General features: G+C 59.8%; 22 protein-coding genes. 11 read left to right on the forward strand and 11 right to left on the reverse strand.

Features of this window, described 5'->3' with window-relative positions; translation table 11 throughout:
- Positions 1 to 2: 2 nt before the first annotated feature.
- Positions 3 to 581, reverse strand: coding sequence for a DUF3109 family protein (locus EI290_RS08320; RefSeq protein WP_125428609.1), 579 nt, complete (start codon positions 579 to 581; stop codon positions 3 to 5).
- A 120-nt stretch (positions 582 to 701) separates the two neighbouring features.
- A complete protein-coding gene (locus tag EI290_RS08325) occupies positions 702 to 1,856 on the reverse strand; it encodes a glycosyltransferase family 4 protein (RefSeq protein WP_125428611.1) in 1,155 nt (384 codons plus the stop codon).
- A gap of 282 nt (positions 1,857 to 2,138) precedes the next feature.
- Here EI290_RS08325 and EI290_RS08330 point away from each other — a divergent pair, with 282 nt between their 5' ends.
- The 6 genes from EI290_RS08330 to EI290_RS08355 all read left to right on the forward strand — a co-directional run bounded on the left by EI290_RS08330 (position 2,139) and on the right by EI290_RS08355 (position 8,358).
- Positions 2,139 to 4,403, forward strand: coding sequence for an ATP-dependent helicase (locus tag EI290_RS08330; protein ID WP_125428613.1), 2,265 nt, complete (start codon positions 2,139 to 2,141; stop codon positions 4,401 to 4,403).
- A 27-nt stretch (positions 4,404 to 4,430) separates the two neighbouring features.
- Positions 4,431 to 4,676: a hypothetical protein gene (locus EI290_RS08335; protein WP_125428615.1), complete on the forward strand. Its 246-nt coding sequence runs from the start codon at positions 4,431 to 4,433 to the stop codon at positions 4,674 to 4,676.
- A complete protein-coding gene (locus EI290_RS08340) occupies positions 4,669 to 5,028 on the forward strand; it encodes a hypothetical protein (protein ID WP_125428617.1) in 360 nt (119 codons plus the stop codon). The genes EI290_RS08335 and EI290_RS08340 overlap by 8 nt, the downstream gene beginning before the upstream one ends.
- A gap of 117 nt (positions 5,029 to 5,145) precedes the next feature.
- On the forward strand, positions 5,146 to 5,862 hold the full coding sequence (locus EI290_RS08345) for a DUF4290 domain-containing protein (RefSeq protein WP_125428619.1): 717 nt from the start codon (positions 5,146 to 5,148) through the stop codon (positions 5,860 to 5,862).
- A gap of 118 nt (positions 5,863 to 5,980) precedes the next feature.
- On the forward strand, positions 5,981 to 7,285 hold the full coding sequence (gene murA / locus EI290_RS08350; protein WP_125428621.1) for a UDP-N-acetylglucosamine 1-carboxyvinyltransferase: 1,305 nt from the start codon (positions 5,981 to 5,983) through the stop codon (positions 7,283 to 7,285).
- A gap of 170 nt (positions 7,286 to 7,455) precedes the next feature.
- The gene (locus tag EI290_RS08355; protein ID WP_125428623.1) at positions 7,456 to 8,358 is read left to right on the forward strand and encodes a DUF4349 domain-containing protein; all 903 of its coding nucleotides are present in this window, start codon (positions 7,456 to 7,458) and stop codon (positions 8,356 to 8,358) included.
- On the opposite strand, the gene EI290_RS08360 is transcribed toward EI290_RS08355, so the two are convergent.
- Positions 8,311 to 8,895, reverse strand: a complete 585-nt coding sequence (locus EI290_RS08360) for a GAF domain-containing protein (RefSeq protein ID WP_125428625.1) — start codon at positions 8,893 to 8,895, stop codon at positions 8,311 to 8,313. The two genes, EI290_RS08355 and EI290_RS08360, sit on opposite strands and share 48 nt — an antisense overlap.
- A gap of 156 nt (positions 8,896 to 9,051) precedes the next feature.
- Between EI290_RS08360 and EI290_RS08365 the strand changes: the two genes are divergently transcribed.
- Positions 9,052 to 9,813, forward strand: a complete 762-nt coding sequence (locus EI290_RS08365; protein ID WP_125428627.1) for a DUF4349 domain-containing protein — start codon at positions 9,052 to 9,054, stop codon at positions 9,811 to 9,813.
- Positions 9,814 to 9,917: 104 nt separating this feature from the next.
- Here the strand turns inward: EI290_RS08365 and EI290_RS08370 are convergent, their stop codons facing one another.
- The 8 genes from EI290_RS08370 to EI290_RS08405 form a co-directional block, all read right to left on the reverse strand.
- Positions 9,918 to 10,253 (reverse strand): phage holin family protein, encoded by a 336-nt coding sequence (locus tag EI290_RS08370; protein ID WP_125428629.1) that lies wholly within the window; start codon positions 10,251 to 10,253, stop codon positions 9,918 to 9,920.
- A 169-nt stretch (positions 10,254 to 10,422) separates the two neighbouring features.
- Complete coding sequence (locus EI290_RS08375) at positions 10,423 to 11,514, reverse strand: agmatinase family protein (RefSeq protein WP_125428630.1); 1,092 nt, start codon at positions 11,512 to 11,514, stop codon at positions 10,423 to 10,425.
- Between the two features lie 154 nt (positions 11,515 to 11,668).
- Positions 11,669 to 12,328, reverse strand: a complete 660-nt coding sequence (locus EI290_RS08380) for a chemotaxis protein CheC (RefSeq protein WP_246008894.1) — start codon at positions 12,326 to 12,328, stop codon at positions 11,669 to 11,671.
- Between the two features lie 40 nt (positions 12,329 to 12,368).
- Complete coding sequence (locus EI290_RS08385; protein WP_125428632.1) at positions 12,369 to 14,003, reverse strand: chemotaxis protein CheA; 1,635 nt, start codon at positions 14,001 to 14,003, stop codon at positions 12,369 to 12,371.
- Positions 14,000 to 15,052, reverse strand: coding sequence for a chemotaxis protein CheB (locus EI290_RS08390; RefSeq protein WP_221766242.1), 1,053 nt, complete (start codon positions 15,050 to 15,052; stop codon positions 14,000 to 14,002). The genes EI290_RS08385 and EI290_RS08390 overlap by 4 nt, the downstream gene beginning before the upstream one ends.
- An 84-nt stretch (positions 15,053 to 15,136) precedes the next feature.
- On the reverse strand, positions 15,137 to 15,520 hold the full coding sequence (locus EI290_RS08395) for a response regulator (RefSeq protein ID WP_125428636.1): 384 nt from the start codon (positions 15,518 to 15,520) through the stop codon (positions 15,137 to 15,139).
- A 50-nt stretch (positions 15,521 to 15,570) separates the two neighbouring features.
- The gene (locus tag EI290_RS08400) at positions 15,571 to 16,098 is read right to left on the reverse strand and encodes a chemotaxis protein CheW (RefSeq protein ID WP_125428638.1); all 528 of its coding nucleotides are present in this window, start codon (positions 16,096 to 16,098) and stop codon (positions 15,571 to 15,573) included.
- A 72-nt stretch (positions 16,099 to 16,170) separates the two neighbouring features.
- On the reverse strand, positions 16,171 to 20,511 hold the full coding sequence (locus EI290_RS08405; protein ID WP_125428640.1) for a methyl-accepting chemotaxis protein: 4,341 nt from the start codon (positions 20,509 to 20,511) through the stop codon (positions 16,171 to 16,173).
- A 331-nt stretch (positions 20,512 to 20,842) separates the two neighbouring features.
- Here EI290_RS08405 and topA point away from each other — a divergent pair, with 331 nt between their 5' ends.
- The 4 genes from topA to EI290_RS08425 all read left to right on the forward strand — a co-directional run bounded on the left by topA (position 20,843) and on the right by EI290_RS08425 (position 25,825).
- Positions 20,843 to 23,332 carry a type I DNA topoisomerase gene (gene topA / locus EI290_RS08410; protein ID WP_125428642.1) on the forward strand — a complete coding sequence of 830 codons (2,490 nt, stop codon included), beginning with the start codon at positions 20,843 to 20,845 and terminating at the stop codon, positions 23,330 to 23,332.
- Between the two features lie 133 nt (positions 23,333 to 23,465).
- Complete coding sequence (locus tag EI290_RS08415; RefSeq protein WP_125428644.1) at positions 23,466 to 24,350, forward strand: DUF4846 domain-containing protein; 885 nt, start codon at positions 23,466 to 23,468, stop codon at positions 24,348 to 24,350.
- A 130-nt stretch (positions 24,351 to 24,480) separates the two neighbouring features.
- Positions 24,481 to 25,173 carry an SIR2 family NAD-dependent protein deacylase gene (locus EI290_RS08420; protein WP_125428646.1) on the forward strand — a complete coding sequence of 231 codons (693 nt, stop codon included), beginning with the start codon at positions 24,481 to 24,483 and terminating at the stop codon, positions 25,171 to 25,173.
- Positions 25,174 to 25,270: 97 nt separating this feature from the next.
- Positions 25,271 to 25,825: a metal-dependent hydrolase gene (locus EI290_RS08425; RefSeq protein ID WP_125428648.1), complete on the forward strand. Its 555-nt coding sequence runs from the start codon at positions 25,271 to 25,273 to the stop codon at positions 25,823 to 25,825.
- Positions 25,826 to 25,884: the final 59 nt, after the last annotated feature.

A 25,884-nucleotide genomic window follows, 5' to 3' on the forward strand; every position in this document is an offset into this window, starting at 1 on the left:
GGCTACTTTGCTTCCTCCCCGCCCTGCTCAATTTCCGTCACCAGCTCTTGGTACCACGCTTCGCCGTATTTGCGGATGAGAGGGTCTTTCAGGAACTGGTACACCCGCACACCCAGGTTAGCCCCGAAGGAACAGGCGGGTGAGCAAATGCTCCACCGGTCGTAGTTCAGGGCCTCGAAGCCGTCGTACTTGGTTACCCGGATGGGGTACAGGTGGCAGCTGATGGGCTTTTTAAACGATGTGGCCCCAGCGCGCCAAGCATCTTCAATACCGCATTTCAGGATGCCTTTCTCGTCGTAGAGGGCGTAGGCGCACTCCCGGTCGTTGATGGTGGTGGTGCTGTAGTCGCCTTCCCAGTCTTTGATGTAGAGGCCCTGCTGGGCTATAGCCTGGCGGCCGGCTTCGGTGAGGAAGGGCTTGATGGCCTCATATTCGTTCTGCAGGATGTGCAGTTCCTCCTCTTCCAACGGCGCGCCCAGGTCGCCCTCCACGCAGCAGGCGCCCTTGCAGGCTTCGAGGTTACAAACAAAGAAATTATCCCGAACGTCGTCGGAAATGATAGTATGCTGGATCTGAATCATGGGATTTGCGCGCAGTGTTTCGCAGTGGCAGGCGCAGTGGTTCGCGGTGGCCGTTCACTGCCAACCACTGCGCCTGCTACTGCGAAACACTGCGTAGAATTTATCCACAAAGATACCGAATTACCCCGCCACCGCCCGCAGCACCTGCTCCGTTAGCTCGCACTGGCGGGTGTGCGAATACGTAGCCAGCGCCTCGGCCTGACCTGCCGCGCCTAACCGCTCGGCCAGGCCCGGCTCAGTGAGCAGCCGCTCGATGCAGGCGGCAAACGAATCAACATCACGCAGCCCAAACAGCAGGCCGGTTCGGTTGTCGGCCAGCAATTCCCGGGTGCCCCCGGCCGCCGCCCCCACCACCGGCCGGCCCGCCGCCAGGGCCTCAATGGTGACCATGCCGTAAGTCTCGTTGACGGAGGCCGTGACGGAAATATCCAGGGCGCGGTAGGCTACTTCGGGCTCCGGGGTGAAGCCGCGCAGGTGCACCGCGTTGGTCAGGCCCAGCTCCCGGATGCGGCCCTGCAGGGCGTCGTAGTAGGCGGTGCCTTCGTTGCGGGTAGGCTCGCCCACCAGCAGCAGGTGCAGCTGCGGGAACCGGGGCCGCAGCCGAGCCAGGGCCTCTACCACGAAATCCTGGCCCTTACCGTCATCAAACCGCCCGATGAGGCCCAGCAGCACGGCTCCGGCGGGCAGCTCCAGCTGCAGGCGGCGGCGGGCTTCGGCGGTGGTCAGCCGCGCATCCGTGAACTTGGCCAGGTCCACGCCCAAGGGCACGACGTGCAGCTTTTCGGGGGCCAGCCGGGTTTTTTCCAGCACCTGCCGGGCCAGGCCGGGCAAAGGCGAGAGCCAAGCCGCAAGGGCATTGTAGCGCAGCGTATGCACCACCCCCCGCTTAGCCAGGCCCAGCTGCATATGCTGCTGATACACCAGCGCCATACCGGGGCTGAACAACCGTTTGGCCAGCACGGCCACGCCCAAATCAGCGTTGCGGGTGATGAGCACGGCGCGGGTGCCAAACTGCGCCCACACCCGCGCTAAGCGGCGAGCGGCGGGCACGTCCAGGGCTTTCCAGCGGTTCTCGAAGAGTACTACCGACAGACTCATTTCCTGGGCCCGCCGGGCCAGCGGAGAATTGGGCCGCACTACCAGCTGCACCGGCCAGCCCCGCTCCCGCATCCAGCCCGCAAACCGGGCCGTGTTCAGCTCCAACCCGCCCCAGCTATCCGAGAGGCAAAGAATGGACAGCGGAAACGGGGCAGCGGGCAGCGTAGCGGGGTTCATAGAGCGAAGATACGGGCGGGCCTCCTTACAGCCTGAAACCAGTAGGCTTCGCCCGCTGAGGCCGCCTCAACAGGCAAACACAATTGTTTCTGAGTTGGCAGACAGTCGCGAAGGCGCGCCACTTCGCGTCTCCGCGTTGAACGGTACCTGCTAACGATGCTGTTCAGGCAGGAGATGCAAAGTGGCGCGCCTCTGCAACCCTTCTGCATTTCCATCCCCCACCCGAAAGCCCTACCTTTGCTAACAAGCCAAAAAGCTTAGTTTCCGATTCTGACTGACCCTATGGGACTCGATTATCATTCGCTGTTGAACCCCTCGCAGGCGGCAGCCGTGCTCCACACGGAAGGCCCCTGCATGATTATAGCCGGTGCGGGCTCGGGCAAAACCCGGGTGCTCACTTACCGCATTGCCCACCTGCTGGAAAAAGGCGTGGACCCGCACCACATTCTGGCCCTCACCTTCACCAACAAGGCCGCCCGCGAAATGCGCGCCCGCATTGAGAAGGTAGTCGGCCCGAACGCCAAAAACCTGTGGATGGGCACGTTCCACAGCATTTTCGCCCGTATCCTGCGCTCCGAGGCGGACAAAATCGGCTTCCCTCGCTCCTTCACCATCTATGATACCCAGGATTCCAAAACCCTCATCGGGCAGATTTTGAAGGAATTGGAGCTGGATGATAAGCTCTACAAGCCCAATATGGTGCTGGGGCGGATTTCGGCGGCCAAGAATAAGCTGATTTCGGTGCAGCAGTATCTCAATGACCCCGTAATCCGGCAGGACGATGAGGCGGCGCTGCGGCCCAAGCTGGGCGTGATTTACCAGCAGTACGCCAACCGCTGCTTCAAGGCCGGGGCCATGGACTTCGACGATTTGCTCTACCAGACCAACGTACTGTTCAAGGACCACCCCGATGTGCTGAACAAGTACCAGCACGTGTTCCGCTACGTGATGGTGGACGAGTATCAGGACACCAACTACTCCCAGTACCTGATTGCCCGCAAGCTGGCCGCCAAGGACCGCAACATCTGCGTGGTGGGCGACGATGCCCAAAGTATCTATGCCTTCCGGGGGGCGGATATTCAGAACATCCTCAACTTCGAGAAGGACTACCCCGAGTTGCAGGTGTTTAAGCTGGAGCAGAACTACCGCTCCACCAAAACCATTGTGAAGGCGGCCAACTCCGTCATCAAAAACAACCAGGCCCAGCTGCGCAAGGACGTTTTCTCCGACAACGAGGAAGGCCCGCTGATTGAGGTGTTCAAGGCCGCTTCCGACAACGAGGAGGGCAAGCTGGTGGCCAACAGCATCTACGAGGACAAGATGAACCAGCACTTGTCCTACGATGATTTTGCCATTCTGTACCGCACCAATGCCCAGAGCCGGGCTATGGAGGAGGCACTGCGCAAGCTCAACATCAAGTACAAGATTGTAGGCGGGCTGAGCTTCTACCAGCGCAAGGAAATTAAGGATTTGGTGGCTTACCTGCGCCTCACCGTCAACCCCAACGACGAGCAGGCCCTGCGCCGCGTGATTAACTACCCCAAGCGCGGCATCGGCGACACGACGCTGGGCAAGCTGCTGTCTTCGGCCGAGGAAACCAACCACACCATCTGGGAGGTAGTGAGCAACGCCGATAAGTTTCTGCCCACCCGCACGGCCAACCCGATTGTCGACTTCGCCGAGAAAATCAAGGCCTACACCGCCGTGGCAGCCAAAGAGGATGCCTTTGAGGCGGCCAAGTTCATTGCCAAGAACTCGGGCATGATTGAAGAGCTGTATGCCGACAAGAGCATCGAGGGCCTTTCGCGCTACGAGAACATTCAGGAACTGCTCAACGGCATCAAGGCCTTCGTGGAGGACCCGGAGCGGGACGAGAAAAGCCTCGGGGCCTTTTTGCAAGACATTGCCCTGGTAACGGACGCTGACACCAAAGACGGGCAGCAGGACGGCGAGCAGGTGACCCTGATGACCATTCACTCGGCCAAGGGCCTGGAGTTCCGCAACGTGTACATTGTGGGCCTGGAAGAAAACCTGTTTCCGAGCCAGATGATGATTACCTCCCGGGCCGACCTGGAGGAGGAGCGCCGGCTGTTTTACGTGGCTATTACCCGCGCCGAGAAGAAGCTGACCCTGAGTTACGCTACCTCCCGCTACCAGTGGGGTAATCTGCGCAGCTGCGAGAAAAGCCGCTTTCTGGATGAAATTGACCCGCAGTTCGTGGATTTCAAATACTCCGCCGGCCCCGGGCCCGACCGCGCCGGTCCGGGCGAGTCGCCGTTTGGGCACGTATTTGAGCGCCGCAGCAACCTGGTTCCCCCGGCCCCGCGTAAAACTGTGGCCACCAAATACGTAGCTCCCGCCGACTTTAAACCCTCCGACACCAGCAACCTGCAGGAGGGCCAGCGGGTGGAGCACCCCAAGTTTGGGTTTGGCATTGTGAGCAAGCTCGAAACCGTGCAGGGCTCCACCAAGGCCATTATCCAGTTTGAGGAAGTGGGCGAAAAGACTTTGTTGCTAAGTTTTGCGAAATTGCGGGTGCTGGGCTGATGCCGGCCCCGCGTTACTTTTGAGCTGATGACCATTTCCATCACCTACCTCACGGATGACAAAGGCCGGCGCAAAGCCGTCCAGATTCCGTACGCGCAGTGGCAGGCGCTGCAAAAGGAACTGGAAACGGTGCGGCAGGAGGCGGCCATGCGTGCCCGCCTCACCGAAGCCTTCCGCGACATTGCCGATATGGAAGCCGGCCGCACGCCGAAGATGACGTTCGAGCAATTTCTGGACGAGTTGGACCAGGAGGAAGCTACCCTGCATGAGTGAGGTAGTACTTATTCCCGGTCCAACCTTCCAGCGGGAGGCCAAGACGCTACGCAAAAAATTTGCTTCCCTAGCCCATGAACTTCGGGCATTAGGTGAACAGCTCCGGGAAAATCCCCAACTCGGCACGCCACTGGGCCGGGGCTGTTACAAAATCCGGCTGACGGTACGCAGCAAGGGCGGCGGCAAAAGCGGCGGAATGCGCATAATTACCTACGTGGTCGTGCAGCTGCGGCAGGAGGCTACTGGCGCAACTACCGTATATTTAGCCTCGATTTACGATAAGTCGGAACAGGATACTATTTCTGATACCCGCCTGCGGGCTTTGCTGGCCGAAATCAACCATGCTGGTTAGAACGGCCGGCTCTTTTTCTTCATAGAGAATTGATGTAGAGTAGAAGAGGCCTTTGTTTACCCACTGCGGGCTGGGTCTCACCCCTCTTGTCTCCCCTCTCAGATTACTAATCCCCACATGACCTTACCCTCTCTTCATAAACACGAACTGCTCCAGCGCGAATACGGCCAGAGCACTTTCCAGCTGGTGCAACAGCTACGCGAGGTGGAAGACCGCGCCGAGCGCACCCGCCGCGCCCAGCAGATTGTACAGATGATTTTCCGCATTCAGCCCAGCCTGCGCGACCAGCCCGACGGCCAGCAGAAAGTGTGGAACCACCTCTACGAAATGGCCGATGGCGAACTGGACGTGGATGCGCCGTTCCCGCTGGTGGCCCAGGCCCACCTGAAAGCCCCGGCCCGCGTGGCCTACCCCAGCAAAGGCCCCAAGTTTCGGGCCTACGGCCGGGCCGTGGAGCAGCTGGTGGAGCAGGCCCTGACCCTGACCGACCCCACCGAGCGGGAGCAGGCTACCGTGGTTATTGGCCGCACCATGAAGTTCCTGTACCGCTCCCACAACAAGGAAAACGCCAAGGACGTCACCATTCTCAAGCATCTGAAGGAGCTTTCCGGTGGGCAGCTGACCCTGGATCCGGCTCAGGTAGATGCTCAGAATCTGTTTGAGTTTTCGACTCAGGCAGCCACTGGTGGCCGCCCCGCGCCGTTTATTGTACCCCAGCCCCGGCAGGAGCGAGAGGGCCGCTCCGACCGCCGGGGCGGCAACAACAACCGCCGCGACAAGCAGCGCCGGGGGGGCAAAAAAAACCGCCAGGAACCCCAGCAACCGCCGCAGTAAGTTTTTTATTTAGACCTGAGACGGTGAGATATGAGAAATGAGACTACGTTCTGGCATTTTTTGCCTTTGAACATAGTCTCACTTCTCATGTCTCACCGTCTCACCTCTCAACACTAGAATGGCCTCTTTTGAAGTAATTGGCGGCAAGCCGCTGAAAGGTGAAATCGTGCCTCAGGGCGCTAAAAACGAAGCTCTCCAGATTCTGTGCGCCGTGCTGGCCACCGATGAGCCCGTCACGATTTCCAATATCCCCGACATCCGGGATGTGAACAAGCTCATTGAGCTGCTGCGCGACATGGGCGTGAAGGTGGGCAAACTCTCGTCCGATACGTACCGGTTCCAGGCCGATGCCGTACACCTCGACTACCTGGATACGCCCGAGTTTATTGCCCAGGCTGGCGCTCTGCGAGGCTCCGTCATGATTCTGGGGCCCATGCTGGGCCGGTTTGGCCGCTGCCAGCTGCCAAAGCCGGGCGGCGACAAAATTGGCCGCCGGCCCATGGATACGCACTTCCTGGGCCTGGAGAAGCTGGGCGGCAAGCTCACGCTGGAAGGCACCGACTTCTACCGCATCAAGGCCGATAATGGCCTTACCGGCACTTACATGATGCTGGATGAAGCCTCGGTGACGGGCACTGCTAACATTGTGATGGCCGCCGTATTTGCCAAGGGCACCACCACCATTTATAATGCCGCCTGCGAGCCATATTTGCAGCAGCTGTGCAAGATGCTGGTGCGCATGGGCGCCCGTATCAACGGCATTGGCTCCAACCTGCTCACCATTGAAGGCGTGGAGCGCCTGGGCGGCACCGAGCACCGGATGCTCCCGGACATGATTGAAATCGGCTCCTTCATCGGGCTGGCAGCCATGACGGGCTCGGAAATCACCATCAAGGACTGCCAGATTCCGGAGTTGGGCATCATCCCTGATACCTTCCGCAAGCTGGGCATTCAGCTGGAGTTCCGGGGCGACGATATTCACATTCCGGCTCAGGAGCACTACGAAATTGCCACCTACCTCGACGGCTCCATCCTCACCATCTCCGACCATACCTGGCCCGGCTTCACACCTGATCTGCTGAGTATTGTGCTGGTGGTGGCTACTCAGGCCAAGGGCACGGTGCTCATTCACCAGAAGATGTTTGAGTCGCGGCTGTTTTTCGTGGATAAGCTCATCGATATGGGCGCTCAGGTGATACTCTGCGACCCACACCGCGCTACCGTTATCGGCCTCGACCAGCGCACCCGCCTGCGCGGCATCACCATGACCTCGCCCGACATCCGGGCCGGGGTGGCCCTGCTCATTGCCGCCCTCTCGGCCGACGGCCGCAGCGTGATTGAAAACGTAGAGCAGATTGACCGGGGTTACCAGAACATCGACAAGCGCCTCACGGCCCTGGGCGCGCAGATCCGGCGGCTGTAATTAGCGCCATTTCTGCCAGCTAAACAGCCCGGCTGTCGTACCCGACGGCCGGGCTGTTTTCGTTTATTCGGGCCGCTGCCCCGGATGGTATACTTTCCTGAATAGGCGCATCGTTGAGTTGTCGTGTGGCTGGGCGGGGTGAATTGGGTCACTTTTTACTTTCTCGACGCATGCGTACCCTGCCATTTGTCGGCCTTTTCTTGCTGACCGGATTGCTTTCCTGCAACCGGCAGCAGGAAGCCAAGGAAAGCCGGCTGCTGATTTCTGAAACAGAGGCAACTGAGTCGGCAGCAGAAGAAATATCTGATAAGGCACTCATGGCCCCACCGCCCCCTCTACAAGCCCCCGGCCCGGGTGATGCGTCAGCTGGCACTGCCGACCCAGCCACCGCTCAGCCCCCAGCCAGCCGTAAGCTGGTGTACCACGCCGAGGTGAAGATGAAGGTGGCCGACCTGCCCCGCACCAACGCGCGCATGGACAGTCTCACGCGGGCCCTGGGCGCCTACGTGCAGGAGGTAGCCGAAAACCGGGAAGATGCAGTGTGGCAGCACCGCATGAAAATCCGGGTGACGCCGGGCCGGTTTCAGGCGTTGCTGCGGGGGCTGGGCCGCTTAGGCACCGTGGAGCAGCAGGAGCTGACTACCGACGATGTAACAGCCCAGCACGCCGACATATCGGCGCGGCTGCGCTCCAAGCGCGCCCTTGAGCAGCGCTACCTGGCTTTGCTGGGCAAGGCCACGAAAGTGTCCGACATCCTCGAAATCGAGGAAAACATGGGAGAAATCCGGGAGAATATCGAGGCTACCGAAAGCCGCCTGCTGGCCCTGAACGATGAAGTGGGCTTTTCTACCGTCACCCTGGAATATTACCAGCCCCTCACCCTACCTACCCCCGACCGGCCGGTGCTGTCGTTCGGGAGCCGCTTGGTGGAGTCGTTTTACAACGGCTGGCAGCTGCTGATTGATTTGTTGCTGGGGCTGATAACCATCTGGCCACTGCTACTGGGGCTAGCTGGTGGGGTTGGACTATTGCGCTGGTGGTGGCAACGTCGCCGGGCCCGGCGCGCGGCCTGAGGCGGCGGCCTGCCCGGCTCCGGCCCGCATGTAGCGCCGTATAATGGGTACCAACTCCGGCAGCACGCTTTCCACGGCCGCTTGCTCAGTGGGCGTCCAGGTGCGGGGATGCCCGAACACGCAGGGCTGCAGAATGCCCCAGAGCTGGCCGTTGTGGGTGATGTGCGCGTGAATAAGCGCGCGGTGGCCAAAAGTCTCGTGCTCGAAGGCCCGGTTGAGCACGGTAGGCGGCGCGGTTTCCACGTCCTGCACGTACACCGAGGGCCGGGCTGCCAGGGCCGCCCGGAAGAGCGGGTCCTGCCGGGGCAGGTCGGTGGTGTCATCCTGCCAGTCGTGGCGCGGGTCCGAGACGGCCGCCGTCCGGCGCCAGCTGAATGCAATGCGGCCCCGCCCCAGGGCCGGGTCGCGCACGTACAGGAAGCATCGGTCGGCACGCAGGTACTCGCCCACCAGCCGCAGCACCTCGGCAATACCCGCTTCATCGGAAGTAGCCTGGGCCAGGGCGGCCTGCACAGTGGACAATAGGGAAGCAGTCATAGAGAGCAGTTGGTACAAGCCCGAGCGAAACTGGTTGGATGTACGTAGCTGAACCAGTCCGGTTGGTAGGCCTGTGGGTTACGTCTGAGGGGTAAGCAGTATAAACCAGCCGAAGCTGCGCAGCTTTTCATCTTCCCTCCTTTTACTTCCTGCCTGATGAAAAACAATGCGCGTCTGCTCCCGCTGCTGGGGCTGATGCTGGCTGGGTGTGCCCAGTCGGCTGACTACAAAGAAGCTGTGGCGAGTGAGCCGGCTGCTTTCGAAACTACCGCTCCGGCCGCGCCCACTCCAGCAGAACCGGCCGCCCCAGAGGTACCGCTGGCCCGCCTGTGGCGGGCCGCCGGGCATCCGGTTATTTACCAGGGCAGCATGGAGCTGGAAGTACCGGACTTCACGGCCGCTTCGGCCCGCCTCGATACAGTGCTTACCCAGCGCGGCGCTTACCTGACTACGGCCAACGAAACTACCGACACCGAGCGGCACCAGCAGGTGCTTACCATCCGGGTGCCCTCGGCTCGGTTTTTGGTCCTCACGGCCGACCTGGCCCGCCTCGGCATTGTACACCGCAAGGAGCTTACCTCCCGCGACATAGCCACCGAGTTGGCTCAGCATCAGGCAGCCGCCCGCCGCCCCGATACCACCGCCAGCCGGGCCGCCACGGCCGAAGTCCAGCTCCTGACCGAGCAGGCCACCCTGGCCACTTTGCACCTGACGTACTACCAGCCTCGTCCGCTCACCGATACCTCGCCGGCCCAGGCTATTTCGCCGCAGGTACGGGCGGGGCTGTGGTTTGGTTGGCGGCTGGTGGGCTTGGTGCTGGTGGGCCTGGCCTACCTCTGGCCCCTGGTAGTGGCACTGGGAGCCTGGGGCCTGTACCGGTGGCGGCAAATCAACAGAGCTTCCGGCACTGCTGCGTAGGTAATCCAGCGCCCGAAGTCGGCCGCACCGCCACCAGGTTGCGCCCAACGAAAGCGCCCCGTCTGCCAGGCAAACGGGGCGCTTTTGTTAGGTGAAGCAAGGAGCTAATCCACAATCATATCGACCACCGAAGTTACCAACGACAGTACTATACTAAACACCAGGGCCGAGAAGAAACCATCAACTTCAAAGCCCGACAGCAGGTAGCTGGCCAGCATCACAATCAGGGCATTGATGACAAACAGGAACAGGCCCAGAGTAAGCACGGTAATTGGGAAGCCAACAATCTTCAGAATGGGCTTGACCACCGCATTCAGAATAGCCAGCACAATAACCAGAATTACGGCGTCGGTGAAGCCCCCAATGTGAGAGCCGGGCAGAAACTTGGCCAGCACATACGTGATAATGGCCGAGAGCAGAAATTTAAGAATAAAGCCCATGAGGAGAGTAGAAAAGGGTTAGAGAAGTACAGTATTCGGGGAGCTGCATACAGTACGTACTACCTCCGGATGAGTTATGAGTGATGCGAGCTGAGAGATAAGTTAAGAGAGATGCGTTGGGCTCTCCGCACATTTTATTTCTTTTAACTTATCTCTCAGCTCGCATCACTTATTTCTCTACGGCCCGGGCCTTAAGCAAGCCCTGCGACACGCCCATCCAGTTGGCCATGTGGTAGAGCAGGCGGGCACCCACAATGGCGTTCCACTCAGTGTCGCCGGGGGCCACCTCGTTCAGGTCGCAGCCGATGATGGTGCGGCCCGAGCGCACCACCATACGAATCAGGTACAGGGCCTGCTCGAACTCCAGGCCGCCGGGCACGGGCGTGCCGGTACCAGGGCAGAGCTTGGGGTCAAGGCCGTCAATATCGAAGCTCAGGTAGACTTTGGCGGGCAGCTGGGCCACAATCTTCTTGCACTCCTTCTTCCACGACTTGCCGCCCAGCATTTCGGCCTGCAAAAACCGGTCGGTGAACATCACCACCCGGCCATTGCTCTGGTCGACGTACTCGGCCTCCTGCTGGCAGTAGTCCCGGATGCCCACCTGCACCAGCTTTTTCACCTGGGGTAGCTTGAGGGCATTGTACATGATGGAGGCGTGCGAAAACTCAAAGCCCTCGTAGGCCGGCCGCAGGTCGCAGTGGGCGTCAATCTGCAGAATGCCGTATTCCTCGTGGCGCTCGGCCAGCGCATGCAGGTAGCCCAACGGAGTGCTATGGTCGCCGCCCAGCACCATCACTGCTTTGCCGGCATCGAGCAGGGCGCCGGTTTTGGCTTTCAGCCATTCCAGCAGAGCCTGCCCACGCTGCCCAATGCGGGTGGGCACTTCCACGAAGGAGTCGTGGGTTTCTTCCGGCTCTCCGTCTTCCAGCCAGCCAATGTACTCTTCGGCCAGGGGACGTAGCGTGCGGCTTTCCTCCGCAATTTTCTCCTCCTGCGCTTCCATGGCCAGGCCCATACGCCAGGCGTCGGGCAGGTCAGGGTCGTAGAGGTCAACCTGCAAAGAGGCCTGGCGCATGGCCTCCGGGCCCTCGGCCGTGCCGCCGCGGTAGGATACGGTTACTTCCCAGGGCACGGGTACTACCACTACCCGGGCTTCTTCCGGGGTGAAGGGCAGACCAAAAATACCGCCAGCCGTGTCGCCCAGGGCGTTGGGGTCGAAGCTGGCTAATTTACGTTCCAGAGCAGATGAGGAATCAGCCATAGAAATGAGGTGAGGGGGTAAGTGAAAGCAAAGATGAGGTGTAAAAAACGGCAGCGGCCCCCGTGCCCAGGTTACGCCGCCCACCGCAGGGCTACGTTTCCGGCATCGGGGGCCACGGCGCGGAGGCGGGCCCAATACGGCCAGCACCCCAAATTTACGAGCCGGCCTGTTGCCCGCCCATAAAGTCGTAGGTACGAATTATATCAAGAATCTTTTCAAAGGTGTCCCGGTCGAAGAAAATCATCAGCGGCAACTCCACCGAATTTTCCTTATCGGAGAACTGGGTAACTACCGAAAATATGAGGGGCTGCACCATGGGCCGGTCCACGAGCAGGCTCCGCAGGGCAGCAGCCATGTCGCCGCGGGGGTGAGCCGGCGGGGCCCCGTAAATGTGGGCCTTCAGAATGTTGGCCAGCTGCGTGACCAAGGCCCCGGTGATAATGTTGCTGATTTCTAGCAGCAACGACTCCTGCATTTCATCAATGTGGATGGAGTCGGACGTGCTCATGCGCAGGCAGACCCGAGAGAGGCGCTGTACGTGCTGCCCGGAAAAGAACATCAGGGTAGTGCCATTGAAATCACCCCGGATATCGGACTGAATAACAACGTGTCCCGTTTGCAGGTCACCTACCTTTTCCAGTACACTTTTACCCGAGACGATATCCAGATTGGGCACTTCCAGCAGCACCTTTTCCTGGGCGATAACCGCGAATGAATCGGCGGCCCGAGCCAGCCCGATATTCAGGATTTCGCGGATAATATCCCGCTCCAGTTCCGTCATGTGCAAATCCATAGGAGTCAGTTGAAGAGGCATTCGGCCGGAGCCGGTTGCCTAAGGTCTGCAATTACGAGAATTATGGTCGTTTGGCTAAAAACAGTCGAGTTAACGCGGGCACATCGAGCACCAGGCATACCTGCCCGCTTCCCAACAGCGTAACGCCGCCAAACAGATCAATGGTATCCAGCGGTTTGCTCATGGGTTTGACCACGATATCCTGCTGGCGTAAAAACCGGTCGACGATGAGGCCGAGCCGGCGGTTGTTGTATTTCACAATGATGATGTCCTGACGGCCTTCCACTTCGGCTTTCACCGCAGGCGGCAGCGGCCCGTCGCCGTTGTGCAAAAGGCGGCGCAACGACACCACCGGTACGTTTTCGTCCTGGAGCCGGGTGAGCAGCACCCCGCCTACCACGTTGAAATTTTCCGGCTGCAACGACACCACCGAATCAGTGTGCATGAGCGGAATGGCATAATTGCGCTGATCCAGCTGGAACAGCAGGGCCCCCTTTACGGCAATGGACGTGGGTAGCACCAGCGTGAAGGTGGTGCCCTGGCCCAGCACCGACTCCACGCGCAGCTGCCCACCCAGCGAGTCGATGGCCAGCTTCACCACGTCCAGCCCCACGCCGCGGCCCGAAATTTCGGTTACTTCCTTGGCCATGGAAAAGCCCGGCTCAAACAGAAATGCCCGTACCGCGTCGGCGTCCAGCGTGGCGGCTACGTTGGCTGCTACCAGCCCCCGCTCCACCGCCTTGCGCCGCACGCTCTCCACGTCAATTCCCCGGCCATCATCCTGCACCTGAATCAGCACATCGTCCCGTTCCGTCTGGGCCGAAAGCGTCAGGTGGCCCTGTGCCGGTTTGCCGGCCGCCACCCGCTCCTGGGGCGTTTCGAGGCCGTGGCCAATGGCATTGCGTACCAGATGCAGCAGCGAGTCGGTGATAATCTGGAGGATGTTGCGGTCAATCTGGATATCCTCGCCTACCATGGTCAGTTCCACATCCTTCTTTTCGGCCGTGGCCACGTCGCGCACCACCCGCGGAAACTTACTGAACAGCGAGCCAACCCCTACCAGGCGGGCATCCATTACGCTGTACTGCAGCTCATCGGCAATGCGGGACAGGTGGGTAGCAGCCATCAGAAGAGCTGGATTGCCAATTTCCTGACTAAGAGTAAGCACCCGGTCCCGGTCAATAATCAATTCTCCCACCAGGTTCATCAGGTGGTCGAGCTTCTTGATCTGGATATAAACTAGGTCGGATAGTTCCAGCTTGCGGTTGGCATCCTCGTCGGTGTCGTCCTCTTCTTCCTCCAGGATGGGCTCCTCGCCGCGCACCAACCGGTCCAGATTGTCCAGGAGGCGTTCTACCGTGGGCATGTCCTCGTTGGCCCCTACGGCCCGGATCATTTCCCCAATTGTATCAATGCCGGTGAATAGCACTGGCACAACCGAGCCCGTAAAGGTCTTTTCCTTGCTGCGAATCAGCCCGAAGATAGTTTCCATGTGATGAGCCAGCTCACCAATGGAGTTGTAGCCCATAGCCCGGGAATTGGACTTCAGGTTGTGCATCAGCCGGAACAGCTCGTTCAGGGACGGCTCGTCGGTGGGGTTACGCTCCAGCTCACTGATGTGGCGACTCATAGCGTTGTAGTACTCCAACGCCTCGGCCATAAAAATTTCCCGGTACTCCTGCTCCCGTGACTTCATCGTGCGGCTACGGCTTGAAAGCGGGAGATAGGACGAGGGCCGGGACTTGTCGGGCGCGGCTGCACCTGTTTTACCAGGGCTGCCGCAATGTCCATGAGTGGGTGTATTTCCGAGGCCAGACCAGCCTCAATAACGGATTTGGGCATCCCAAATACGGCGGAGGATGCTTCATCCTGCACCAGAACTGTGCCCCCGGCGGCCCGAATTGCGCGGGCCCCGGCGGTACCATCCTGGCCCAGACCAGTAAGCACCACGCCAATCACCTGGCGGCCCGCCAGCCGTGCCGCCGACTGCATCAGAATATCCACACTGGGCACATCCAGGCTGGCCTCACTCACAAAATTTGTTTGCCAGCCCAGCCAAGGGCTGTTGGTTATGGGCTGCACTACCAAGTTATGGCCTCCGGGGGCCACCAACACCCGTCCTGCCGCTAAACGGCTGCCACTGGCAGCCGCTTCTACCGGCAGGGCAGTAGTACGCCGCAGGCGCTCCACCAGAGTATCGGTAAAATGGGCCGGCAAATGAACAGCCACTACAATGGCCCAGGGAAACGTTTCTGGAATGGCCCGTAGAATGGCTTCTACTGCCGGTGCTCCACCCGTCGAGCCACCAATCAGCACAATGCCTCGCGGAGGTAATGGAATCGGGCGGGAGCGGCTGGAGGCAAGAGCCGGAGCCGCCACCGGGCGGGGTTGAGCCGCTAGCAGCTTACGCCGCAGCTGGAAGTTCCACTCGGTTAGCTCGGGCGCCGTTGCGGGAGCTGCGGTAAAGTAATCGTAAACGCCTAAACGGGCAGCTTCCCGCAGCATACCGGGCAACGGAGTACTGGCACAATACAACAGCACGGGCACCGGAAACTGGCGTTGCAGCTGCTCCAGGCCGAAAAGCTCTGCTTCGGTTACTACTACCATTCCTGGCCGCAGGCGCCGGGCCAGTACGGGCAGCTCCGTAGCCGACCCGGCCGTACCTACTACCTCCAGGCCGGACGTAGCAGATAATAACCGGGTTAGCGCTGCCCGCACGAAGGTAGGCAGCTGACCGAGTAGCAAGGAAAAAGGAGTAGGTGAAAAAGACACAGGGAAATGCAAACACACAAGTAGCATCAGCTTAGCACAGATGCTTACACAACATCGTTAGGCTTGATCTGAGTCAGATTCCTGCAGGGCGCTGCCCACAATCTCCAGCACTTTCTCTTCCGAGAAAGGCTTCACGATATACGCGGTGGCACCGCTTTCCAGTGCCTCGTTCACAATAACTTCCTGCCCAACGGCCGAGCACATAACCACCTTCACGTCGGGTTGCTCCTGCCGGATACCCTTGAGCACATCCAGGCCCGTATTGTCGGGCAGAATTACATCAAGGGTAATCAGGTCAGGCTTGGTATCGGTGGCCATTTCCAGGGCCTGCTGGCCGTTGGCCGCCTCGCCTACTACCTCATAGCCAGCGTCGGTGAGCATGTTCTTAAGCATCGTGCGCATGTAAAAAGAGTCGTCGACGATGAGGATGCGGTTTTTCATGAGAAGGGCAAAATGCGGAATGAGGAAAAAGGGCTGAATCGTTCAGCTATTTATGCTGTAGTACGGCTGCCGGACCCGGAAGATTCCGTTTTCGGCTGCAGCTGCATGATTTCGGACGGGGTCAGCAGCTTCAGCATATCGAGCACCACAATAATGCGGTCCTCAATTTTGGCAATGCCCTCGATGTATTTGTCGTGGATGTTGATGTCCTGGATAAACTCCGGCGCTTTTTCGATAATGGACTGCTGAATCGATAGTGGCTGGGGTACTTCCCGCACCATGATACCGATGGTGTATTCCTTGGCTTCAATAGCCATGGTGTAGGACACAGCTGGCATTTCCTGGCCAGCTGAGCGCAGGCGAAAACGCTCTTCCAGATCAATTACCGCAATGATGTCGCCGCGCAGGTTGGCAATACCTTTCACGAAGGGCGGCGTTTTGGGCATACGGGCAATTTCCGGAGTAATAGTTACCTCCTTCACTTGCTCAATGCGAATCCCGTATTCCTCCTCGCCCAGCCGGAACACAATCAGCTGGATGATAGGGTCTTGTTTGACGCTTTTTTCAGAGTCAGGCATTCCTGAGGAAATAACATGCTTCCGGCCCGTTAGGCATAGCTAACGGACCGGAAAGACGAAGAATGAACTACCTTATTTGGCTTTCCGCTTGGCAGTACGAGTTGCGGAAGCGGGTGCTTCTACCACCGGTTCGGGAGCGGTTTTGGGTGCACGCCGGGCTTTTGCTGTAGGACGAGCCTCCTTTCCTTCGGAGGGAGTAGTTTCCGGTGTAGGCAGGGCTACCTCCGGGCTGCGCCGGGAAACCCGCTTTTTGGCTGGAGCAGCCGGCGCTTCCGGCGCTTGAGCCGCCGCCGGCCGACGGCGGGCGGGCGTAGCGGCTGCGGCCGTTGGCCGGGCAGTAGTACGGTTGCCCAGTGCCCGGCGCCGAATAGGCTCCGGCTCGGGCTCGGGTTCGGGCTCCAGGTCTTCCATCAGCTGGAAGGCCGAAAGGCCCAGCTGGAGGTCGTCGGCAATGTCGGTGAGCTTCTGGCTGCTGGTAGTCAGTTCCTGCATACTCGTGGAGAGCTGCTTGGCGGTGCTGGCTACCTGCTGGGTGCCCGAGGCGGTTTGCTCGGCAATGGCTACCACCTCTTCCACGTATTTCACTACGTCGCCAATGGAGGTTTTCTGCACCTCGGTGGCCGTAAGAATGTCGCGGGAAGTACGCAGGGTTTCGCCCGAGGAGGTAGCAATGTTCTTAAAGGCCGAGCTGGCCTCGAAAGTAGCATTCTTACCCTTCAGTACCCGGCCTTCCATGGTGCTGATAGCGGAAGCGGCGGAAGTGGTATCCTTCTTTACATCCTCTACCAGCGTGGCAATTTCGCCGGCCGATTTGCGGGAGCCTTCGGCCAGCTTGCGGATTTCTTCGGCTACTACGGCGAAACCACGGCCGGCTTCCCCGGCGCGGGCGGCCTCAATGGCGGCGTTCAGGGCCAGCAGGTTGGTCTGGGCGGCAATGTCGGTGATTACGCCCAGCGACTTACTGATTTCCCCGGACCGGGTACTCAGTACTTCGATGGTCTTGGAGGTCTGGGCAGCGGCGTTGCTGATTTCCTCCATGTTTTTTACCACCTCGGCCACCGTTTTCAAACCAAGCTGGGAGGTTTGTTCCCCCAGAATGGCCGCCTTAATGCCCACATCGGCCTTACCGGCAGTTTCCTTAGTGGCCTGCATGATTTCTTCAATCAGCTTAAAGGCCTGGTCGGTCTTGAGGGCCTGGTTCTGGGCGCCTTCGGCCATCTGTTGCATAGCCAGTGCTACGTCAACAGTTACCCGGCTCATCTCCTGCCCTTTCACCACCATTTCCTCCGAGGATTCCCCTACAATCTGCGAGGACTCGTTGATTTCACCCAGTAATTCGTTGAGGTTATCCACGGCCAGGTTCAGGGCATCGGCCATGGCGCGGATGTCGCCGGTGGTTTCGATTTCCACCTGCTGCTGCAGGTCGCCCTCCGAAATAGCCCGTACTACGCGGCTCACTTCCAGCACCGGCGAGGCAATGCTTTCGATGAGAGCATTGAGCGTATCCACCAGTTCTTTCCAGGAGCCCGACACGTCGGTTACCGTGGCACGCTCCGTCAGTTTGCCTTCGCCCCCGGCTACGCGGGCCACGCGGCTTACTTCCGAAGCCAGACGGTTCAGGTCGTCCACCATGCGGTTGATGGTGTCGGCCAGGTCGGCTACTTCGCCTTTGGCCTCCAGGGTCAGCTTCTGGGTCAAGTCACCCTGCGACACGGCGGTTACTACCTTCACCAGGCCCCGCACCTGGGTGGTGAGGTTGGCGGCCATGGTGTTTACGTTGTCGGTCAGGTCCTTCCACACTCCGCTCACATTGGGCACGTTGGCCTGGCCGCCGAGGCGACCTTCGGTACCTACTTCGAGGGCCACGCGGGTTACCTCACCGGCAAATACGTTCAGCGAGTCCACCATCTGGTTGATGTTGTCCTTCAGGTCGAGCAACTCGCCTTTCACATCAACGGATACTTTCTGGCTCAGGTCGCCGCGGGCTACGGCGGAGGTTACGTTGGCAATGTCGCGCACCTGGCTGGTGAGCGAGGCAGCCATGAAGTTTACGTTGTCGGTGAGGTCCTTCCAAGTACCGCGCACGTTGGGTACCACGGCCTGGCCGCCGAGGCGGCCTTCGGTGCCTACTTCGCGGGCCACGCGGGTCACTTCGTCGCCGAACGTGTTCAGCGAGTCCACCATCTGGTTGAGGTTTTCCTTGAGCTGCAACAGCTCCCCGCGCACATTTACCGTTACCTTCTGGCTCAGGTCGCCGCGGGCTACGGCCGTGGCTACGTTGGCAATGTCCCGCACCTGAGAGGTCAGGTTCGAGGCCATGGTATTTACGTTATCCGTGAGGTCTTTCCAGGTACCCGACACGCTGGGCACGTTGGCCTGACCACCCAGAATACCTTCGGTACCTACCTCGCGGGCTACGCGGGTTACTTCGCCGGCGAAGATATTGAGCGAGTCCACCATCTGGTTGAGGATGTTTTTCAGGTCGAGAATCTCGCCTTTTACATCCACGGTCATTTTCTGCGTCAGGTCGCCTTTGGCTACGGCGGTGGCCACGTTGGCAATGTCCCGTACCTGAGAGGTCAGGTTCGAGGCCATCGTGTTTACGTTATCCGTCAGCTCCTTCCAGGTGCCACCAACGCGAGGTACGGAGGCTTGGCCGCCGAGGCGGCCTTCGGTGCCTACCTCGCGGGCCACGCGGGTTACCTCGTCGCCGAAGATGTTGAGCGAGTCCACCATCTGGTTGAGGATGTTCTTCAGCTCCAGGATTTCTCCTTTCACATCTACCGTCATTTTCTGGCTCAGGTCGCCGCGGGCTACGGCCGTGGCCACGTTGGCAATGTCTCGTACCTGCAAGGTCAGGTTCGAGGCCATGTTATTTACGTTGTCGGTCAGCTCTTTCCACACACCAGCCACATTGGGTACCGAAGCCTGACCGCCCAACTTACCGTCGGTACCTACTTCCAGGGCCACGCGGGTTACTTCGCCGGCAAACAGGTTGAGCGAGTCCACCATCTGGTTCAGGTTCTGCTTAAGTTGCAGCAGCTCGCCCTTTACATCAACGGTAATCTTCTGGCTCAGGTCGCCTTTAGCTACGGCCGTGGCTACGTTAGCAATGTCCCGCACCTGCAAAGTCAGGTTCGAGGCCATGTAGTTTACGTTGTCGGTCAGCTCTTTCCACACGCCGGCCACGTTCGGCACGACGGCCTGGCCGCCGAGGCGGCCTTCGGTGCCTACTTCCTGGGCCACGCGGGTTACCTCGCCGGCGAACAGGTTGAGCGAGTCCACCATCTGGTTCAGGTTCTGCTTGAGTTGCAGCAGCTCGCCCTTCACGTCCACGGTAATCTTCTGCGTCAGGTCGCCTTTGGCTACGGCCGTGGCCACGTTGGCAATGTCCCGCACCTGCAAGGTCAGGTTCGAGGCCATCGTGTTTACGTTATCCGTCAACTGCTTCCACACGCCACCTACATTGGGTACCGAAGCCTGGCCGCCCAGTTTCCCCTCGGTGCCCACTTCCTGGGCCACGCGGGTTACCTCGCCGGCGAACAGGTTGAGCGAGTCCACCATCTGGTTCAGGTTCTGCTTGAGTTGCAGCAGCTCGCCCTTCACGTCCACGGTAATCTTCTGCGTCAGGTCGCCTTTGGCTACGGCCGTGGCCACGTTGGCAATGTCCCGTACCTGAGAAGTCAGGTTCGAGGCCATATAGTTTACGTTGTCGGTGAGGTCCTTCCAGATACCGCCGACGTTGGGCACACTAGCCTGACCACCGAGTTTCCCCTCAGTGCCTACTTCCTGGGCCACGCGGGTTACTTCGCCGGCGAACAGGTTGAGGTTGTCAATGGTCTTGTTGATGGTTTCGGCCATCACCTTAAAGTCGCCTGACACCGGAATCTGGAAAGTTTCGTCCAGATTGCCTTTGCTGATGTTCTTGAGCACCTTGCCCACTTCCAACACCGGCACGGCAATGCTATCAACCAGGCCGTTGATATTATTGATCATGTCGCGCCAGAAGCCCGCCGCATTTTCGCCGGAAGCCCGAGCTTTGAGGTTACCCTCTACTCCGGCCACTTTGGAGATGCGCGACACTTCGCCTCCTACCCCGCCAATCATCTCCACCATGGAGTTGTAGGCCTCGGCTATTTCGGCAAAGATGTCATCGTTCTGCTTGGTCAGGCGCACCGACACGTCGCCTTTTTTAAAGGCGTCGAGGGCATACAGCACCCGATTCAGCTGGTCGTTGATGTAGTCAGGGTCCTGGGCAGCATATTTTCCGTTGGCTTCCCCACGTTTGCGCGTGTGGTTGCCATTGGAGGGAGCCGAAGCAGTTGCGTTGCTTTTTGCAACAGCACTAGCAGGAGCAGAAGGGGCCGCGGGGGAAGCCGGGCTGGTGGTTTTGGGCGTCTTAGCTGAAGCCATACACAAGGAAAGGTGGCGGGGCCTGCGAGAAGAAGGCGATGCTCAAACGGGCCGTTGGGAATACGGTTCCGGAACAGACAAAGGTAGCAGATATGCCCATTCCGCTACTATCAAGCGCAAAATCTTATAGAACTTGAATAACTCCCGGATACTGAACGGCTTGCCCCTGATTGGCGTTGCTTCGTGTCCTATATACTAAAGGTGTAAGGGACCGATATTTATGGGCTGCCGCAACAAGGCCGGATTATTCCAGCATCTTTGCGGCAAAATTCAACTTTTACACTGCGGTGCCCGTTTCCTATCGAAACCGCCTTGTGTACTCCCACCCCCTATGGTCAAGAATCTAGTCATCGTCGAATCCCCGGCCAAAGCCAAAACCATCGAAGGTTACCTCGGTAAGGACTTCGTGGTGAAGTCGTCGTTCGGGCACGTGCGCGACCTGCCCAAGGATAATAATGCCATTGATATTGCCAATGGCTTCAAGCCTACCTACGTTGTTTCGGCCGACAAGCGGGATATTATCAGCCAGTTGAAGAAGCTGGCCAAGGAAGCCGAAACCGTATGGCTGGCCAGTGACGATGACCGGGAGGGAGAGGCCATCAGCTGGCACCTGGCCGAAACCCTGAACCTGAGCGGCGGCGACAAAACGCGCCGGATTGTGTTCCGTGAAATCACCAAAAACGCCATCCTCACGGCCATTGATAACCCCCGGGAAATTGACCTGAACCTGGTAAACGCCCAGCAGGCCCGCCGGGTGCTCGACCGCCTGGTGGGTTTCGAGCTGAGCCCGGTGCTGTGGAAGAAGGTGAAGGCCGGCCTCTCGGCGGGACGGGTACAAAGTGTGGCCGTGCGGCTGGTGGTAGAGCGGGAACGGGAAATCAGTCAGTTCAAAACCTCTTCGGCCTACCGCGTGGTAGCGCGTTTCGACGCGGGCCGGGGCGCGGTGCTGGAAGCCGAGCTGCCTACTCGCTTTAAAACCCGCGAGGAAGCTGAGGCTTTCCTGAGTCGGTGCGTGGGAGCCAGCTACCGCATCGAAAACCTGGAGAAAAAACCCGGTAAGCGCAGCCCCGCGCCGCCGTTTACCACCTCTACTTTGCAGCAGGAAGCCTCGCGTAAGCTGGGCTTTTCGGTAGCCCAGACCATGAGCGTGGCCCAGAAGCTCTACGAAGCCGGCCGCATCAGCTACATGCGGACCGACTCGGTGAACCTCTCACAGGATGCCCTGGAAGCGGCCCGGCACGCTATTACGGCCGCATACGGAGCCGAATATGCCCATACCCGTCAGTTCAAAACCAAAGCCGCCTCGGCCCAGGAAGCTCACGAAGCCATTCGGCCCACCGATTTTGCGCTGGTAAAAGCCGGCGAGGACTCGCAGGAGCAGCGTCTCTACGACCTGATCCGGAAGCGGGCCCTGGCCTCACAAATGGCCGACGCGGTGATTGAGCGCACGGTGGCTACCATCGGCATCAGCACCCAGCCCGGCACTATGCTTACGGCTACCGGCGAGGTTATTACGTTTGAGGGCTTTCTGAAAGCCTACGCCGAAAGCAAGGACGAGGACGAGCAGGACGACAGCGCTGAATCGTCGTTTTCGCGGGGGCTGCCGCCGCTGAGCGTAGGCCAGCAGCTGCCCCTGCAGCAGCTCCGGGCCACCGAGCGGTACGCCTCGCCGGCTGCCCGCTACACGGAAGCCTCCCTGGTAAAGAAGCTGGAGGAAATGGGTATTGGGCGGCCTTCCACCTACGCGCCCACCATCAGCACCATTCAGAAGCGGGGCTACGTGGAGAAGGATACCCGGGAGGGCAAGGAGCGTAAATTCCACGTGCTGACGCTGGATGGAGACGTGGTGAAAACCGAAATTAAGACTGAAACCTACGGGGCCGACAAAGCCAAGCTGTTTCCGACGGACACGGCCATGGTGGTCAACGACTTTTTGGTGGAACATTTCCCCGTTATTGTGGACTACCAGTTCACGGCCAAGGTGGAGGACGAGTTTGACCGCATTGCCGACGGACAGGAGCAGTGGACCGATATGCTGGCGGGCTTCTACGGCACCTTCCACGAAACCGTGGAGCGGGGCCAGAACATTGAGCGCAACACCTTGGGCAGCAACCGGGAAATCGGTACCCACCCCGAAACCGGCCAGAAGCTGACGGCCCGCCTTGGCCGCTTCGGGCCTTACGTGCAGATTGAGCCGCTGGAAGGCGCTCCGGAAGGCGAAAAAGCCGTGTACGCCAGTCTGCGGAAAGGGCAGTTTATCGAGAGCATCACGCTGGAGGAAGCCCTGGACCTGTTCAAGCTACCCCGCATTGTGGGCTCGTTCGAGGATAAGGACATGACGGCGGCCCTGGGTCGGTTCGGGCCCTACATCCGTCACGACAGCAAGTTTTATTCGCTCACCAAGGAGCAGGACCCGCACACCATCACGGCCCAGGAGGCCATTGCGCTGATTGAAGCCAAGCGCAAAGCCGACTCGGAGCGCCTGATCAAATCCTTCCCTGAAAACCCCGAGGTGCAGGTGCTCAACGGTCGGTTTGGGCCGTACATCGTGGCCGGGAAGAAGAATGTGAAGATTCCGAAGGGAGAGGAACCCGCTGACCTCACGCTGGAGCGGTGCCTGGAGCTGGCCGAAGCTACGCCCGACAAGCCGGCCAAAGGCGGCCGCTTCGCCAAAAAAGCCGCACCTGCCGCCGATAAAACCGATAAGGCTGATACACCCGCCAAAAAGCCCGCGGCGGCTAAAAAGCCGGCGGCGAAGAAAGCAGCCACGAAGAAGACGGCCGGTACCGCGGCCAAAAAGACCACTGGCAAGGTCAAGTAACTTCTCTAAGTTGCTGCCTTTATATTTGAAAAAGCCTCAACCCCGCGTTGGGGCTTTTTTATGCGCCAGCCTATCAAATACCACTGCCATATCCTCGTTATTACAGCTGTTTTTTTACCACTGTATCTGAGCTATGCAACACTTTATTCTGCCGCTGGTCATACTACTGGGCTGCACCGCTGCCCCGGCCGAAACGGCTATTGTTGCTTCCTCCTATTCCCCGGAAGCACCACCCCAGGCAACCGAGTATGCTTGGCGGCTAACCAACCGTTATAACCCGCGCCAAACCGTAGGTGCCCGGTTTGCACCACCAGCCGGCTACCAGCGGGTGGCAGTACAACCGCGGAGCTTTGGAAACTGGCTGCGCAATCTGCCTCTGCTGCCACCCGGCACGCCCGTGAAACTGTATAACGGGCAGCTAAAAGACCGGCAGGACGTGCACGCCGCCGTGCTGGATATTGACGTGGGCCCGCGAGACTTGCAGCAGTGCGCCGACGCCGTTATCCGGCTGCGGGCCGAGTACCAGTTTAACCAGGACCCCAATCAAGTGCATTTCCACCTGACCAGCGGCGACGACGTGCGGTTTCAGAACTGGTACTCAGGAAGAGGCTTCCGGGTAGTGGGCAATGCAGTGGAAGCAGCTCCGCGCCCCGTGGAGGCACCTACGCACGCTACGTTCCGCCGCTACCTCGACCAGATTTTTACCTATGCTGGCACCCTTTCCCTGAGCAAAGAACTGGAGCCCAGGCCCCTGGCCCAGGCGCAGCCCGGCGACGTGCTGATTCGGGGTGGCTCGCCGGGCCACGCGGTGCTGGTGCTGGATGTGGCCGTGCAGCCCGCCACCGGCCGCCGCGTGGCGCTGCTGGCCCAGAGCTACATGCCGGCCCAGCAAATTCACGTGCTGAAAAACGGCTGGAATACTAGCGGCCTCGGGGCTTGGTTTCTGCTGGACCCCGGTGCCGCGCAGGTAAGCACCCCGGAATGGACATTCCGGCGTGAGGAATTGAAGCGGTTTTGAAACTGTTGCCCGCGCTGTAGCTTGCACCGGATGCCGCGTTGCATGGCTGGAATACAGTGAATGGCTGCGCCGCACCTTATTTATCTAAAAACCTAAACCAGCATAGGCTGCCGCTTGTGCTACTCACAATATGAAAAAGAAACTGGTGGCCCTGACCGGGGCTGGTATATCGGCGGAAAGCGGCCTGGCCACGTTTCGGGCCACCGATGGACTCTGGGAAAACCACCGTATTGAGGACGTGGCCACGCCGGAGGGCTGGGCGAAAAACCCGGAGCTGGTGCTGGAATTTTACAACCAGCGCCGCGCCGCCGCCCGGGCCGCTCAGCCCAACGCCGGCCATCTGGCCCTGGCCGAGCTGGAAAAAGATTTTGAGGTAGTGGTGGTTACCCAGAACGTGGACGACCTGCACGAGCGGGCCGGCTCCTCCCGCGTCATTCACCTGCACGGCCAGCTGTTCCAGAGCCGCAGCTCCTACTTCGAGCACTTGGTGTATCCTCTGGAAACTGACCGGATTGAGTTGGGCGAGCTGTGCGAAAAGGGTCATCAGCTCCGGCCCAACATTGTGTGGTTCGGGGAGGCCGTACCGCTGATGGAGCGCGCCGCCGAAGAAGCCGCCACCGCCGACGTATTTCTGGTGGTAGGTACTTCGCTACAGGTATACCCGGCCGCCGGCCTGGTAGACTACGTGCGCCGCGGTACGCCGGTGTACATCATTGACCCCAGCCGCCCGCCGGTAACCTCCCGGCCCAACCTGCACTTTATCACCGAGCCTGGCACCACCGGTGTGCCTCGGGTAGCGGCCGAGCTGCGGCAGGCCAGGTAGTACGAACCTGGCCGCTCACGCCTTACCATAATAACACTATTCATATTGAGGCACGAACTACCAAGTTCGCGCTACGGCCTGCTTTTCCTTCTTTGTAATGGCTTCTATTGTTGGGCATTGCGCATTGGGCGCGACGTTGGGCAAACTGCTGCTGCCAGAGCGCCGCTACTGGCCGTATTGGGTGCTGGCAGCCGCCTGTGCCTTTCTGCCGGATGCCGATGTCATCGGTTTCAAATTTCACGTGGCCTACGCCAGCCTCTGGGGCCACCGGGGATTGAGTCATTCGTTGCTGGCGGCAGCAGTGGCAGCTACTGCCCTGACTGGTGGCCTACACTGGCGGCGCCCGGCCCTTATGCCGCCGCTGGGGCGGCTGTGGCTGCTGCTGTTTCTGGCTACGGCCTCGCACGGCCTGCTCGATGCCATGACCACGGGCGGGGAAGGGGTGGCATTTTTCAGCCCGCTCGACACCACACGGTATTTTTTGGGGCTGCGGCCCATTGCCGTGTCGCCGATTGGAGTGAAGAAATTTGTGGGCGAATGGGCCGCCCGCGTACTGCGTAGCGAGGTGCAATGGATACTGCTGCCCTGCGCTCTGCTGCTAGTGGCGCAGTATAGCCTGCGGCGGCTCCGTACAGCCCCGGGTTCCCGCTAATCAGAAAGTAAAGCCTAGTCAAATCGGAAACCTGGTTTTCCCGTAGAAGAGGCTTCCAT

This window comes from Hymenobacter metallilatus (genome assembly GCF_003944705.1).
GTDB lineage: Bacteria > Bacteroidota > Bacteroidia > Cytophagales > Hymenobacteraceae > Hymenobacter > Hymenobacter metallilatus.